The sequence below is a fragment of the Bacillus sp. AFS017336 genome, assembly GCF_002555445.1.
Classification (GTDB): Bacteria; Bacillota; Bacilli; order Bacillales; family Bacillaceae_G; genus Gottfriedia.
This window is the reverse complement of sequence record NZ_NUCO01000134.1, coordinates 70,164-84,847: the sequence shown is the minus strand read 5'-3', so window position 1 is coordinate 84,847 and position 14,684 is coordinate 70,164. Positions and strand designations below refer to the sequence as shown.

Sequence of the window (14,684 nt, the reverse complement as noted above, 5' to 3'; positions counted from 1 at the left end):
GAGCCTCCTCGGCTTTGCCTAGGCCACTGAAAAAGTAAATTTTGGTTAAAAATTACTTTTTCGGAAAAATCAATTCCCATAAAAACCTAGTTTTTTATAGCTAAAGTGGGAATGATAATCTATTTTACATCCCATTTTAGAGATGAAAGTGGGGATGGGGAATTTAGGGAATTGAACATTTTCAAAAATCATGTAGTTTTTCAGCGGCCTCGCTTTGCCTGTGGGGTCTTTAGCCTTCCCGCTATTCCCATAGGAGTCGATCAACCTTCCGTTCCAATCAAATTAGTCAAACAATAAAAGTCTACATCAAAATTCTAATCTACTTTACTTTACTTTGAGAAAAATATCGACGAAGTACTTATTTAAGTAGAATTTATAGAAGTAGAAAAAATAAAAGGCTGTCAATTGTTCCGACAGCCTAAAGAATGTACTAAAATATTTGAGCTTCTCGTAATTGTTGCTCGACTTGCGTTAAATCTTCTTCTTGTTTCACTAAAAACTCTTCATCTAAATCAGTAGCAAGGCCTTTCATTTTTTCAAGCTGTTCTCTTGCTTGAGTGATTGCAGTTGTTGCATCAGTTAATTGTTGCTCGTCCATGCTCATTGTTGCATAACCTACAAGCTTTTGTGCAGCTTTAACTTTCATTTCTACATCTTCAAAATTATTAAAGTTTGACATATTCACCCTCCTTATTTCACTTCGTAGTATTCCCAAATAAATAGGAAAAATGAAGAAGTGCTGTTTTTTTATTAAGTTTTTTTTGAAATTTTTTCATAGTAAGAAAATAAAAAAGGGTAAAATAAAAAGGACTGAATAAATCAGTCCTCTATGTAGTCAAGTATTATTTATATCTTTACTACGTTAGCAGCTTGAGGTCCACGGTTACCTTCAACAATGTCAAAAGAAACTTCTGCACCTTCTTCTAATGATTTGAATCCTTCAGTTTGAATAGCTGAGAAATGTACGAATACGTCTTCTCCGCCTTCAACTTCGATGAATCCGAAACCTTTTTCATTGTTGAACCATTTTACTTTTCCTTGCATATTTCTTTTCCTCCTAAAACATTGCACATAAAGCGCGAAAAAATTTCCACTTATTAACACTTAATTAATAAATGTTGAAATTAATATACAACTATTAGGATTATAAGTCAAGTAAGCGCTTAATCACGAAATATACAATCAATTGACATAAATAATTCATAAATAAAAAAAAGCTTAAAATAAATTTGTGAAATAAATCACAAACATAAAAACTCATGCTATACTTCAACTGTAGTAAGCAGTACAAAATAATTTTAAAGCTAAAAACATGTTTTCACTTTATAAAGAGATGGAGAGATGGAAATGATACATTGCGAATGGATTGAATTTCAAATTGAACATGATTTAATAACAGAAGAAAAATTTGAAGAAATGATGAATGATACATTTCAGGCTATGATGGTCGATGAAAATAACTTTCCTCAATATATATGGACAGCAAATTATGTTGTAATTGTAACGAAGCGAATTAGAATTTTAGAAGAAGTAGAGTTTATACAAATTCCTCGTAACCCCGCGTGTGAGTAGTAGCTAAATGAAGAAACGGTAAAAGGGGCTGTCTCATATTGAACTGACATATGGGACCCTCTTTTTAACTTGCTTATTGAATCTAGAATGGACAGTTTCTTCAAGTGTAAAGTTGATTAATCTAATTTGCGATTTTAATTCAATTTGCTGAATATTGAAACATCCCCTACCCAAATCACCATTAGATTTACCTATTATTAAATAATCCTTCTTAATACCTTAAGATCCAGTATTTCCTTCCTTAAAATCTTTTCCTGTTTTTACATTAGTTATATAATAACTGTATGTACTTAATGAGTTATATAAAAATCAGTTAAATTGTGAGGAATAAAATGAAATTAATAATTGCTGAGAAGCCTGATCAAGGGTTGAAGCTTGCTGCTCCTTTTAATTTTCAGAAGAAAAAGGGGTTTTTAATCATTCAACCAAATGAGTTTTTTCCAAAAGGCGCTTATTTAACTTGGGCTATTGGGCATTTATGTGAGTTGTTATCACCTGAAGAATATGATGAGAAGTGGAAAAAATGGTCTCTAAATACTTTACCTATTGTACCTGATCGTTTTAAGCATAAAGTATCAAAGGGAAAATGGGATCAATTTTCGATTATAAAGAATTTAGTCCATTTAGATGAAGTGAATGAAATTATAATCGCGGGAGACTGTGAGAGAGAAGGAGAACATATTGTTCGCCTTATATTAAATTTAGCTGGAAATCGAAAACCGATGAAAAGGCTTTGGATTTCTTCTTTAACTGAAAATGCTGTTAGAAAAGGATTTAGCCAATTATTGGATGAAAATGAAACAAAAAGCTTATTTTTTGAGGCGTATAGTAGAGCTTGTGCCGATTGGTTAGTAGGGATGAATGCATCGAGAGTGTATTCACTACATTTACAAAAAAAGGGAATTCAAGATGTATTTTCTTTAGGGAGAGTTCAGACACCTACTCTCGCACTTATAGTGAAAAGAGAGCTTGAAATAGAAAAGTTTAAATCTGAACCTTATTGGGAGGTATATGCTACATTTCAGTTTGATAAGAAAAAGTTTTTTGGAAAGTGGCATAAAGAATCAGATTCTAAAATCTCATCTAGTGAATTAGCTACTAAAATCGCTAGTTTTTGTGAAAATAAAATGGCAAAGATTACTGATATTGAACAAGAAAGAAAGGAATATCAGCCTCCTTTTCTTTATAATTTATCAACGCTACAAGCTGATGCAAATGCTAAATATAAGTTTTCTCCACAAAAAACTTTAGAAATTGCTCAAAAGCTTTATGTTAAAGGGAATATATCATATCCGCGTTCCGATTCAAGTTTTATTACAAAGGAAGAGGCGATGATGATCCCCGACATATTAAAAAAACTCGAAAACATTGAGCAATTTTCACAATTTTTCCCTCTTCCAAACGAGTCTATTTTAAATAATAGTCGTTTTGTTAACGAGAAAAAGGTTACCGATCACTATGCAATCATTCCAACTGAACAAGTGCCAGCTATTCATAAATTGAATGATGAAGAATTCAAAATATATGAATTAATTGTAAATAGATTAATAAGTGCACATTATCCTAGTTCAATTTTTGACTATACAACAATTCATACGATAGTTGACGATCGAGCGACTTTTATTTCAAAAGGGAAAATAATGGTTCAAGAAGGCTGGCGTAAAGTTATTTTTGAAAAAGCAAAAGAAAAAAATAATGAAGAACAAAATTTGCCCATTGTTGAAATTGGACAAGAAGGAATCGTTAAAAAGGCTGAAGTAAAAGAAAAGAAAACACAAGCTCCTAAAAGATATACAGAGGGACAATTAATAACATTAATGAAATCAGCCGGGAAACATATCGATAATCCTGAATTAACGAAAATCTTAAATAAAACTGAAGGACTTGGTACAGAAGCAACTAGGGCTGGAATTATCGGTACGTTAAAAAATAGAAAATATATTGATGTTAAGAAAAATCAGGTTTTTGCAACTGATAAAGGAAAACTTATTATTTATGCTCTTGGAGAAAATATTTTAACTTCACCTGAAATGACAGCTAAATGGGAGCAACGATTAAGTGAAATAGGGGACGGGAAAGCAAGTAGTCTTGATTTTATGGAGCAAACAAAAAAATTAACAGAGAAAATAATATTGGATGCATATGAAAATGAGAAAATATGGAATTTTTCAGAGTTTCGCATTGAAGATATGCAGAATACAAAGTTTGGTCCGAAGAAAAAATCAGTTAGTATTGGAAAATGTTTTAAATGTGAAGGGAAAATGGTTGATAAAGGGTCTTTTTATGGCTGTGATCAATTCCAAAAGACAAAATGTGATGTGACGATTTCAAAAAAAATATTAGGAAAGTCAATTACAAAATCAGCCATGAAGCAATTGCTTAGTGGAGAAACTACTGAAACTATAAAAGGTTTTTCAAAAGATGGTAAAGAATTTGAGGCATCATTAAAATTTAATGAAGCAGGTAAAATCATGTTTATTCAAAATTCTATAAAATAAAATGAACGATAATATAAATTAACTAGTCAATTCTATTTTATATTGCATATACTTATATACAATATAAATAGGAGGATTAGAGTGAAGGAATTCTATAGCAATGAACAAGTTTTTTTAACTGGTGGAATTGTTCCTTCCGTTTATTCGTTATGCATAGATTGTGATCGGAAAATTGTACATGTCCTTGATTTAGATCGAGTAGGCACAAGACCGGTATTTGTATCGTTTTCCGACAGTTTTGCCATAAAAATTTTTGAGCAAATAAGCTTATCTTCACTTGGAAGTTACTTAGAATACCAATATTTGATTTATACAACTGAAGGTATAGTAACAAAATGGAAAAATAGCGAACTTGTTGCTTTAACTAATTTAGACGATTGTAAACCAGAATTTCTTAGCTTGATGAAAGAAAGAAGGAATGCATGGTCTAAATACAAAGCTTTATATAATCGAAAATAAAAGAAGGATTACTCTTGAATAAAATCAAAGAGTAATCCTTTTTCTATTGCCTCTGCATATTCCTGTCTTTTCATGTTTTAATTTGTTAAACTATCATCATATCTTAAAATAGAAGGTGACAAAATGATTTGCTTTTTAGAAAATACCTTTCAAATAAAATTAGAAAAAAATGAAAAAGGTGATTTTCCAATTATTGTGACGGACGATGGCATTTTTAGTGAGATTAATCTTAAGGACAAACCAAGTACATACGTTAAGTTTATCATTAATGAGTATGATGAATTAACGATTGATTGGTATGTTGAAAATGAAAATCGATTCTCCGTAAAGAGTTTACAAGTTCATCAAATGATTTTAATTAATGATCATGATGAAAATTCAATTCAATTTGTTTTAGAACGTTGGCAATCAAGAATGTTTAAGATTCAATGGAAACCTAAGTTGCACATCGAATTTGGATTGTATTATGAAGTATGTGATGATTGTGATTAAGATGATTTTTTAGGTTTAAGTAAAGTAAGAATGACAAGAAAGCTAATCCATCCGATTAATGGATAAAGAAATGTTAAAAGTGGGCCATAACCAATTATGCTAATAAATAGACAGCATATTAATAATAAAATAACGAGTACATTTGCATTTATTGGGATGTATGAATTAATTTGTCTAGACATCCCATATATATTACCAACTAAAGTAGTGAAAATTTCAGCTAATATAACCATTAAGAAAAAGTAATAGAAAATTGGATGGATTTTTTTGATTACTTCAACCATAGGTATTTCATATTGTTGAAAATTAGGCACTCCAGAAACGTTAAGGTGAATTAGTAATAAAATTGTGCCTAATATAAGCCCTCCTAAAATCCCACCGTGTATAATAGAAGATTTTTCTTTACACTCTGATCCAATTGGAACTAAGACTGCTTGTGCTAGTGCCATATTTAAACAAACATAAGTGATTGGTTTCGTAAATACTGAAATATTAAGCGTATTGATGGAAGGCAATAGATTATCTAAATTAATTTCGCGCATTGTAAATGGTAAGTGTGAATTAATGAAAACTGCAGCAATAAAAGCACACATAATTGGGACTACCGTATTATTTAAGCTGAATAAACCACTTGTCCCTTTTCTTAAAACGATAAATGTTAAGATAATAAAAATAAACGAACCGATCAATGAATTGAAATGTAAGTAATTTTTAAATACAGCACCAGCACCTGACAGCATAACGCTTGTAACGCCAATTAGTACAAAGAAAAGAAGCGCATTAATGATATTTCCTCCGAGTTCTCCAAATAAAAGTACATTAAATTCTTGTGCTGACTTCAATTTATATGTATGTGCAATGGTCATAATTTTACTTCCAAACCAACAAAATAAAATGGTCGCAAATAAAATTCCCAAAGCACCATATACTCCGTTTATAGAGAAGAACTCTACGATTTCCTTTCCCGTGGCGAATCCTGCCCCAATTACAGTTCCAACATATGTAAATGCTATATTTCGAACTTCTTTACTAAAGTTAAATTTCATAGGAAGTCCTCCTAAATGTAGTACTAAATTGTATGATACATTTTAGGAAATTAGACATGCTCTAAAGGAAAAGTTTATAAACATTTCAATTGAGAAAATTTTATTGGACGAAAATTTTAAAAGAAAGAAGGATAAATTAAAATTTAAATTTACGCTCATTTTTAATTATGTTACAGTGAGTAGGTTAGGGAGGCGGACAACATGAATATACTTAAGTGGAATTTTAATATGAAAGTAAGGCTTGTAGCTGAGTTTTTCTTCGGCTTATTTTTTTGGATGTATTTACCTTTTCTAGCGATTTACTTTGCTGAAGAATTAGGTAAAGTTACTTCGGGGATTTTACTAATGTGCTCACAGGCTGTTGGGGTATTTGCAAATTTAATCGGCGGATATTTAGCTGATACGTATGGTCGAAAGAAAATGATGGTCATATCTGCCTTTATTCAAGCTGGTGGTATGATCTTATTAACGATTGCAAATTCACCAATTTTAACTTCTCCTTGGTTAACTTTTGTAGGATTTGCAATTATTAGTGTTACCGGAATGCTTTATAATCCAGCTAGTTCTGCAATGGTAGCAGATACAGTTGAGGACAAAGATGAGCGAAACTTGGTATTTGCAGTATTTTATACGATGATAAATATAAATGTAGTAATTGGACCAATAATTGGAGGAATCTTATTTTTTAAAGCAAGGTTTTTATTATTTGCAACATCTTCATTTATATTTTTAATTGTTTCAATTATGATTGCTTTATTAATAAAGGAGTCCTTGCCAGATTCAATAAAGCAAGAAAAAGAAGCTTCAATTTCTAAAGTCTTTATTCAACAAGTGAAGAATTATCGCATTATTTTTACTGATAAAGTATTTTTCTTATTTGTTGCTGCCGGAATATTAATCTCTCAAACTTTTACTCAATTAGATTTATTGTTAGCAGTATTTATAAAAGAGAAAATACCTGTTCAAACATTAATTAGCTTCGGCGATTTTACTTTAAAAACAAAGAGTGAAACATTATTTAGCTGGACAATTGCAGAAAACGGTTTAATAGTAGCTTTATTAACTGTTTTAATCACGAAGTTCGCGAATAAATTTAATGAAAGATTTTTATTTTTTGCATCTTCCGTTTGTTATGCTTTCTCTATGTTATTGTTCGGATTTACACTTTCAGCCTACGTAATTTTTATTGCTATGGCAATTTTTACTTTAGGAGAAATATTAGTTGTAGGGAATCAGAACTCATTTATTGCAAAAATCGCTCCAGAAAGTCAACGAGGGCAGTATTTTGCTGCTTCAGGTTTAAGATGGTCATTAGGACGAACAATCGCACCATTAACCATTCCACTCGCAGGTATAATTGGATATAAATGGACTTTTATTTTAATCGCATTTTTAGCATTATGCGGAGCGTATTTATATGAAATTATGTTTAAAGAGATGAAGAAAAAATCAATAGAAATACGTAATGATATGAAAGTAGTATAATGATATAAAAAAAGGACCCCGGGGGTCCTTTTTTAGCGGTTATTTAAAGCCTTATCGAGTGTGTCGACATTTTCTTGCATTAAATCAAAATAATCCTTATGGTTTTTTACATCATCTTCGGAAATAGTGGCTAAGTGATTAAGTCTCAAAATTTCAGCATGAGTTTCATCTTTTACGACTGAAGCAACTTTAGGTGTTGCAAACGTTTCAAATAAAATATATTTAACATGATGTTTATTAACAAAGTCTACAACATTTTTTAATTCCTTTTGAGAAGGTTCTTGAGAAGGAGATAGCCCTGTAATTGGAATTTGTTTAATTCCATAATGTTGTTCTAAATAACCATAAGCTGCATGAGAAACAACGATATCTTTACGCTTGGAATGTAAAACTAAATTTCGTAACTCGCTATCAAGTTCATCAAATTGACCGTCGATTTTATCATAATTCGCTTCGAAGTATTCTTTATTTTTTGGCATTAATTTGATCAATTCATCTTTAATATTTTCTGCCTCAATTTTTGCTCTAGAAGGATCTAACCAAACATGTGGATCAACATCATGTTGATCTTCTTCGTGAACTTCTTCTTCATTTGATTTAATTAATTCAATATTTTTTGTAGCTTCTAATGATGCCACATTATTGTTTTTTAGTGCATCCTTAATTTTATCAGCAAAAGGTTCCATACCTGCACCATTATAAACAAATAAATCAGAGTTTGCGATTTTAACAATTTGTTTGGATGTCGGTTCAAAATCGTGAGTATCGACTCCGGTAGGGTAAATTGAATGTACATCAACATATTTACCACCAATTTTTTCAGCAAAATCCTGTAATGGATAGATTGTAGTATAGATCGTAAGCTTATTTTTATCTTTTGTACTTTGTTGCTTCGTATCCTTATTACAAGCTGATAGAATTGTTCCTGTTAATAGCAAAGTTATGATTGCTAATTTTCTAAATTTCATATTCATGCTCTCCCTATCATTTTAATCGTCTTAGTATTTTGTATTGAGGCTATTAATAAACGAAAATGATTAAATTATTTTAATTAATTCGTAATCATTCCTTTTTATATTTTAAAAAAAATGTAAGATAAATTTTTTATCATACAAAAAGTAAACTTAAATAAAAACCTCAAAATCGTACTTATTACGATTTAACACTTAGTCATTATAAATCAGTAATTTTTATTGTGCAAGAAAAATGATAACTAGAAAGATCTAATATGCAAAAAAAGTATGTTTTGATGTAGAGCTAATCGATCAAAACATACTTTTTATTAAGATTTTCGCTTTAAGCGGAATTTCCGAGGTTTTTGACTTTCATTATTACTTTGCTTCTTTTTACTTTTGAAAAATTGAAAGAAAATAAAGAAGATGTATAGTGGAATCGCAATATAAATAAAAAATGGCCACTGTTCTTTTTTTGCATGCCATACAAGGTATAAAGCGTATCCTAAAAAGATCGTAATAATCGTTGCATATTTAGGAATCGGAATATCTTTAAAGCTTGGAATTTTTATTCTACTTACCATTAAAAAAGCTAATGCAACGAATACAGTGATAATGACGATTTGTGGTATGCGACTACCGAATAAAGTTAAAAAGGCGACAAAACCACCTGCAGCGGTAATTGGTACACCAGTAAAATATTTTAATGATGTCGAAATTGGTGTTACATTAAATCGAGCTAATCTGTAAGCTCCGAATAAAGGGAATAAACCAGCGATTCCTAAACCAAAGATACCTTCAGTAGAGAATTGTGTACAAAATACTAAATAAGAAGGTGCGACTCCAAATGTGACGATATCAGCTAATGAGTCTAATTCCTTTCCTAATTGAGATTGTACTCCTAAAACTCGGGCAACACGACCGTCCATACTATCTAGCATCATTCCTATTAAAATAAGAATTGCTGCATTTCTGAATTCGCCTTTAGCAGCGAATCCAATTGATAGAAATCCACAATATAAGTTACCTAGAGTAAATAGGTTCGGGATACTTCTTCTTATCATACATTCACTTCCTAATATTGATATAAATATATATATATGTTCAAATTCATAAGATATATTATAACCCAAAAATTAGCAAGAATGGAAATTAATAATGAAGTTCGAGAAATGTTTGGAGATTCGACATATTTTTTTATAAAAATTGCCCTTTTTTGCACCGAAAAAATATGGGAATAGTAAAAAAGTTAAATAGTACTAATAAAAAATTGAAAAAAATTATGAAATTTAAACTATATTTTAAAGAGTTTTTAATAAAAAATAAATTAAATATTAAAAAAATACTTTTTTTTCTGAAAAATATGTAGTATATTGAAAAAGTAATAAGTGATTTTTCAGAAAAATAAGTAAATTATATGATGAATCACAAATATTCGGAGGTGCTCTTATGAAGCGTAGATTAGCAACAACTGTTTCAAGTTTATTAGTATTAAGTACGGTACTAGCAGCTTGTGGCAAAGACACAGAAACAACGGCAACTAATACTCAGAAAGATAAAAAGCAAACGTTAAGATTAACTACCACCACTGAGATTCCTTCTATGGATTCAGCAAAAACTACTGATTCAATGTCATTCGAAGTTTTAGACAATGTAAATGAAGGTTTACTTCGTTTAGGACAAGATGACGCAGTAGTAGATGGCGTTGCTAAGAAAGACTCGATCGAAGTTAGTAAAGATGGACTTACTTATACTTTCCATTTACGTGATACAAAATGGTCTAATGGTGAGCCAGTGACAGCTAAAGACTTCGTTTACGGTTGGCAACGTGCTGTAGATCCTAAAACTGCATCTGAATATTCATTCATTTTATACTATGTGAAAAATGCTGAGGCTATTTTCAATGGTAAAATGCCATTAGATCAATTAGGTGTTAAAGCAATTGACGATAAAACTTTACAGGTTACTTTAGAACAACCTACACCGTATTTCTTACAATTAACAACTTTTGGTACATACTTACCTGAAAACCAAAAGTGGGTTGAGTCTAAAGGAGATAAATATGGTTTAGAAGCAAATACTCAATTATATAATGGTCCGTTTGTTTTAAGCGACTGGAAACATGAGCAAAGCTTTACATTAAAGAAAAACGAAAAGTATTGGGACAAAGACGTTGTTAAGTTAGATGAAATTAAATACAATGTAGTTAAAGATACTTCAGCAGCTGTTAACTTATATCAAAACGGTGATCTTGACAAAGTTATGGTAGATTCTGAGTTCGTTGATAAATATAAAAACGATCCAGATTACAAAACTCAATTAGATGCTCGTTTAGTATTCTTCCGTTTCAATGAAAAACTACCACTTTTCAAAAATGCTAAGGTTCGTCAAGCGTTTGACTTAGCTTATGATAAAGAAGCTATTACTTCTTCTATTTTAAATGACGGTTCTAAACCTGCATATTGGTTAGTACCATCTGAGTGGGTAAAAGGTCCAGATCAAAAAGATTTCCGTGATCATAATGGAGACTTCAATAAATATAATGTGAAGGAAGCTCAAAAATTATGGTCTGAAGCTAAGAAAGAACTAGGCAAAAATAAAATTGAGTTAAAAATGCTTTCATATGATGATACAACTCGTAAAAAAGCAGCTGAGTATGTCGCTGGTGAGCTTATGAAGAACTTACCTGGCTTAACAATTACAGTAGCTCCACAACCGTTTGAAATCAAACTTGATTCTGAGAAAAAATTAGACTATGACTTCTCATTCTCAGGTTGGGGACCAGATTATCCAGATCCAATGACATTCATTGATATGTTCTTATCAAACAGCCCATTCAATGAGATGGCATACAATAATCCAAAATATGATGAATTAGTAAATGCTGCTAAAAAAGAAGCAGATCCACAAAAACGTTGGGACGATATGGTACAAGCTGAGAAAGTTATCATGGATGAAGCTGGTATCTCTCCAATTTACCAACGCGGACGCGCTTATTTAGAAAAGAAATCAGTTAAAGGTATTATTGCGCACAAATTTGGAGGAGATTTCTCTTACAAATGGGCGTCTAACGAAAAATAATATTATTGGGGCCAGCCTAAAAGTCAGTGTAGCTGACGCTTAGGCGGCCCTTATTTAAATTTTCCATGTGTCTCGAAGAAAAATGAGGGATCTAAGATGACTTTTTTCTATATATATAGAAAGGAAAAATTCTAAACTCCACAAAATTACAAATTAAATCAATTTCTTATTCAAAGGTTGTCTATATAGACAACCTTTGTTTTTTCGTTAAAAACTAAAATGTTAATTTAATAGAATAAGAACATCAAAATTATTTTACTCCTAAAAATGGCTGGGAATTATCTAATTCTTATATGTTCCAAGAGTAACAAAAAAGGCAATTGTGGGAAGTTATTTAGCTCATAACAGGTTCGTGAGTAAGAAAAAAGGGTAAATGGGTGATTTATTTAACTCATAAAGGGTTCATGAGTAACAAAAAATGGGTAAATCTTGAGAGTTTATCCTGTAATTAAATTTAGTTAACTTCTATCCAAATATACGTTTGATGATTTCTCCGTGGATAAACAATTGAAAAATGGAACTAGACTAGCTGGTTTTTATGCTGGTACTTTTTTGATTAATTACCTCATTTTTCCGAATTATTTGAACAAATTACTTCGAACTACGAAAAAAATTAATTGGTTCAGAGACGTCCCATAGATTTCCAAACATATTAAATAGAGGGAGAATAATTAGAAAAACAAAAAAGTCGTTCAAAAAAATTTGGTTTTATTGGTCAACTTCAAAAAGAAATGAATCAGGACCACGTGGAAATCCTAATCTTTTCTCGTTTTTTAAAGGATTATTTTCTCAATTTAATATTAAATTTCGGTAATTTGTGAATAACAAATTACCCGAAAGTGAATGTTAAAGGGTGTCCAGTTGGAACAGGTTTTAAAAAGATGGACTAGATCATGATATTTTCTGCAGTTGATTATCCAATATAAATAGTCTATTTTTAGACTTTTTTAAAAAAAATATACATATTTGTCCCACTTAAATCATTTATTGAAATTGGGGCAATTATTAAAATTTTTCGTTAAAACTGCAAAAAATAATACAAAAATGTATTGTTAATTACAAAAAAGTAAACTTTTATTCAGATTTTTTAATATTTTTTGAAAAAAATGTCGAATTAGTGTTGATATTTTCTAAAAAGTATGTAAAATGAAAGTATGTTAAATATTATTAACTGTTCGAACAGTGAAAATTGTTTGAATATTTTAATAGTTTTTAAGTCTAATTGTTTAATTTTGGGGAGGCAATTCTAATGAAAAAGAAGGTATCGTATTTTCTATCTTTATCAGTTGCTGTGAGCATGCTTTTATCTGCATGTAACTCAGACAACTCAAATGATGGTAAAAAAGAAACAGCAAAAGCAAAACCACAAGTATTGAACTTACTAGGCGGAGCTGAACTACCAGGTCTTGATTCTAGTACTTCTACTGATGCAGAATCTTTCAACGTTTTAGGTAACATTATGGAAGGATTAAATGTATTAGGTGATGGTGACGTAGTAAAACCTGGTATCGCAGAAACTACTGATAAGTCAGCTGATGGTTTAACTTATACATTCCACTTACGTGATGCTAAATGGTCTAATGGTGACCCTGTAACTGCAGCAGACTTCGTTTACGCTTGGAAACGCGCTGCAGATCCAAAAGTTGCTTCTGAGTATGCATTCATGATGAATGTATTACAAAACGGTGAAGATGTTACTACTGGTAAAAAACCAGTTGACCAATTAGGAGTTAAAGCAATCGATGATAAAACTTTAGAAGTTAAATTAGCGAAAGCTATTCCATATTTCGATTCTTTAGTAACATTCCCAACATTCTTACCATTAAATCAAAAGTATGTTGAATCTCAAGGTAAAAATTATGCTTTAGAAGCTGGAAACATGATCTTCGACGGTCCTTTCCAAATGAAAGAATGGAAGCATGATGAAAGCTATAAATTAGTTAAAAACGATGAGTACTATGATGCTGCTAGCGTAAAATTAAAAGAAGTAAACTTTAAAATCGTAAAAGACCCAGGAACTGGTGTTAACCTTTATGAAACAGGTGCAGTTGACCGTGCAGGTTTAACAGCAGAGTATGTTGATAAATATAAAAACAACCCTGATTACGGAACTACTAAAGAGCCAACAGTATTCTTCTTACGTGTAAACGAAGAGAAAAATCCAGCTCTTAAAAACGTAAACATCCGTAAAGCATTAAACGAAGCATTTAACCGTGAAGATATTACTGGAACTATTTTAAATAACGGTTCAGTACCATTATATGGTTTAGCTCCAAGTAACTTCTTAGATGCAAACGGTAAAGATTTCCGTGAAGCTTCTGGCGATTTAGTTAAATACGATCCAGCTGATGCTAAAACATTATGGGCACAAGGCTTAAAAGAAATTGGTAAGAAAGATGTAACAATCGAATTATTAGGATCAGATACTGATACTAACAAAAAAATTAGTGAATACCTACAAGGTGAATTAACTAAAAACTTACCAGGATTAAAAATTAACATTAAATCAGTTCCATTTGCACAACAATTAGATTTAAACTCTAAGAAAGATTATGAAGTATCATTCGGCGGATGGGGTCCAGACTACAAAGATCCTATGACATTCTTCGATATGTGGACTTCTAAGAGCCCATTCAACCAAATGGGATTCGCAAATGCTGAGTATGATAACTTAATCACTCAAGCTGGTGGACCATTATTATTAGATCCAGCTAAACGTACTGACGCATTCTTAAAAGCAGAAAAAATCTTAGTACAAGACAATGCTGCGATTCTTCCGATTTACCAACGTGCTCTTGCATACGTTATGAAACCAAAAGTACATGGCTTAATTGAGCATTCATTTGGTTCAGACTTCACTTACAAATACGTTGAAATTAAATAATAAGAAATAATAAAAGGCTGCTCCATAGTCAGGTCACTGACTTGGACAGCCTTTTTTTTTATGATAGAGGATAGAGCTTTCAACACGGCTCGTAGAATCAACAAAATCAAATACGTAAAATAAGGAAGGAACATCAAAATTATAGATGATTATTGTATTTGGCACTGTAAAATCAATTAAATCCAAAATTACTTAATTTTGACATATTTTAACT

At 31.0% G+C, this 14,684-nt stretch carries 12 protein-coding genes; 7 read left to right on the top strand and 5 right to left on the bottom strand.

The window, feature by feature from the left end:
• Window positions 1–430: 430 nt before the first annotated feature.
• Together CN601_RS22945 and cspD are read right to left on the bottom strand one after the other, a co-directional pair.
• Window positions 431–679, bottom strand: coding sequence for a DUF2564 family protein (locus tag CN601_RS22945; protein WP_098121100.1), 249 nt, complete (start codon window positions 677–679; stop codon window positions 431–433).
• A gap of 167 nt (window positions 680–846) precedes the next feature.
• Entirely contained in the window at window positions 847–1,044 is a 198-nt protein-coding gene (gene cspD / locus CN601_RS22940; RefSeq protein WP_098121101.1) for a cold-shock protein CspD, read from the bottom strand.
• Between the two features lie 303 nt (window positions 1,045–1,347).
• On the opposite strand from cspD, the gene CN601_RS22935 reads away from it, so the two are divergent.
• From CN601_RS22935 to CN601_RS22920, 4 genes are all read left to right on the top strand, one after another.
• Complete coding sequence (locus CN601_RS22935) at window positions 1,348–1,572, top strand: hypothetical protein (RefSeq protein WP_098121102.1); 225 nt, start codon at window positions 1,348–1,350, stop codon at window positions 1,570–1,572.
• A 332-nt stretch (window positions 1,573–1,904) separates the two neighbouring features.
• Window positions 1,905–4,070: a DNA topoisomerase III gene (locus CN601_RS22930; RefSeq protein ID WP_098172426.1), complete on the top strand. Its 2,166-nt coding sequence runs from the start codon at window positions 1,905–1,907 to the stop codon at window positions 4,068–4,070.
• 81 nt (window positions 4,071–4,151) lie between these two features.
• Entirely contained in the window at window positions 4,152–4,529 is a 378-nt protein-coding gene (locus tag CN601_RS22925; RefSeq protein WP_098172425.1) for a hypothetical protein, read from the top strand.
• Between the two features lie 123 nt (window positions 4,530–4,652).
• A complete protein-coding gene (locus CN601_RS22920) occupies window positions 4,653–5,021 on the top strand; it encodes a DUF3979 family protein (protein ID WP_098172424.1) in 369 nt (122 codons plus the stop codon).
• Here the strand turns inward: CN601_RS22920 and CN601_RS22915 are convergent.
• Window positions 5,018–6,067, bottom strand: coding sequence for a YkvI family membrane protein (locus CN601_RS22915; RefSeq protein ID WP_098121106.1), 1,050 nt, complete (start codon window positions 6,065–6,067; stop codon window positions 5,018–5,020). The two genes, CN601_RS22920 and CN601_RS22915, sit on opposite strands and share 4 nt — an antisense overlap.
• A 201-nt stretch (window positions 6,068–6,268) precedes the next feature.
• Between CN601_RS22915 and CN601_RS22910 the strand changes: the two genes are divergently transcribed.
• Window positions 6,269–7,552 (top strand): MDR family MFS transporter, encoded by a 1,284-nt coding sequence (locus CN601_RS22910; protein WP_098172423.1) that lies wholly within the window; start codon window positions 6,269–6,271, stop codon window positions 7,550–7,552.
• 32 nt (window positions 7,553–7,584) lie between these two features.
• On the opposite strand, the gene CN601_RS22905 is transcribed toward CN601_RS22910, so the two are convergent.
• Together CN601_RS22905 and pssA are read right to left on the bottom strand one after the other, a co-directional pair.
• Window positions 7,585–8,520, bottom strand: coding sequence for a metal ABC transporter substrate-binding protein (locus CN601_RS22905; RefSeq protein WP_098172422.1), 936 nt, complete (start codon window positions 8,518–8,520; stop codon window positions 7,585–7,587).
• A 314-nt stretch (window positions 8,521–8,834) separates the two neighbouring features.
• Complete coding sequence (gene pssA, locus CN601_RS22900; RefSeq protein ID WP_098121109.1) at window positions 8,835–9,569, bottom strand: CDP-diacylglycerol--serine O-phosphatidyltransferase; 735 nt, start codon at window positions 9,567–9,569, stop codon at window positions 8,835–8,837.
• Window positions 9,570–9,954: 385 nt separating this feature from the next.
• Between pssA and CN601_RS22895 the strand changes: the two genes are divergently transcribed.
• Together CN601_RS22895 and CN601_RS22890 are read left to right on the top strand one after the other, a co-directional pair.
• The gene (locus CN601_RS22895) at window positions 9,955–11,586 is read left to right on the top strand and encodes a peptide ABC transporter substrate-binding protein (protein WP_098172421.1); all 1,632 of its coding nucleotides are present in this window, start codon (window positions 9,955–9,957) and stop codon (window positions 11,584–11,586) included.
• Window positions 11,587–12,835: 1,249 nt separating this feature from the next.
• Entirely contained in the window at window positions 12,836–14,470 is a 1,635-nt protein-coding gene (locus CN601_RS22890) for a peptide ABC transporter substrate-binding protein (protein ID WP_098121660.1), read from the top strand.
• Window positions 14,471–14,684: the final 214 nt, after the last annotated feature.

Coding starts and splice junctions, on each gene's coding strand:
- CN601_RS22905 (WP_098172422.1), bottom strand. CDS start 8,520: ATGAAATTTAGAAAATTAGCAATCATAACTTTGCTATTAACAGGAACA.
- pssA (WP_098121109.1), bottom strand. CDS start 9,569: ATGATAAGAAGAAGTATCCCGAACCTATTTACTCTAGGTAACTTATAT.
- CN601_RS22915 (WP_098121106.1), bottom strand. CDS start 6,067: ATGAAATTTAACTTTAGTAAAGAAGTTCGAAATATAGCATTTACATAT.
- CN601_RS22935 (WP_098121102.1), top strand. CDS start 1,348: ATGATACATTGCGAATGGATTGAATTTCAAATTGAACATGATTTAATA.
- cspD (WP_098121101.1), bottom strand. CDS start 1,044: ATGCAAGGAAAAGTAAAATGGTTCAACAATGAAAAAGGTTTCGGATTC.
- CN601_RS22920 (WP_098172424.1), top strand. CDS start 4,653: ATGATTTGCTTTTTAGAAAATACCTTTCAAATAAAATTAGAAAAAAAT.
- CN601_RS22890 (WP_098121660.1), top strand. CDS start 12,836: ATGAAAAAGAAGGTATCGTATTTTCTATCTTTATCAGTTGCTGTGAGC.
- CN601_RS22930 (WP_098172426.1), top strand. CDS start 1,905: ATGAAATTAATAATTGCTGAGAAGCCTGATCAAGGGTTGAAGCTTGCT.
- CN601_RS22945 (WP_098121100.1), bottom strand. CDS start 679: ATGTCAAACTTTAATAATTTTGAAGATGTAGAAATGAAAGTTAAAGCT.
- CN601_RS22895 (WP_098172421.1), top strand. CDS start 9,955: ATGAAGCGTAGATTAGCAACAACTGTTTCAAGTTTATTAGTATTAAGT.
- CN601_RS22910 (WP_098172423.1), top strand. CDS start 6,269: ATGAATATACTTAAGTGGAATTTTAATATGAAAGTAAGGCTTGTAGCT.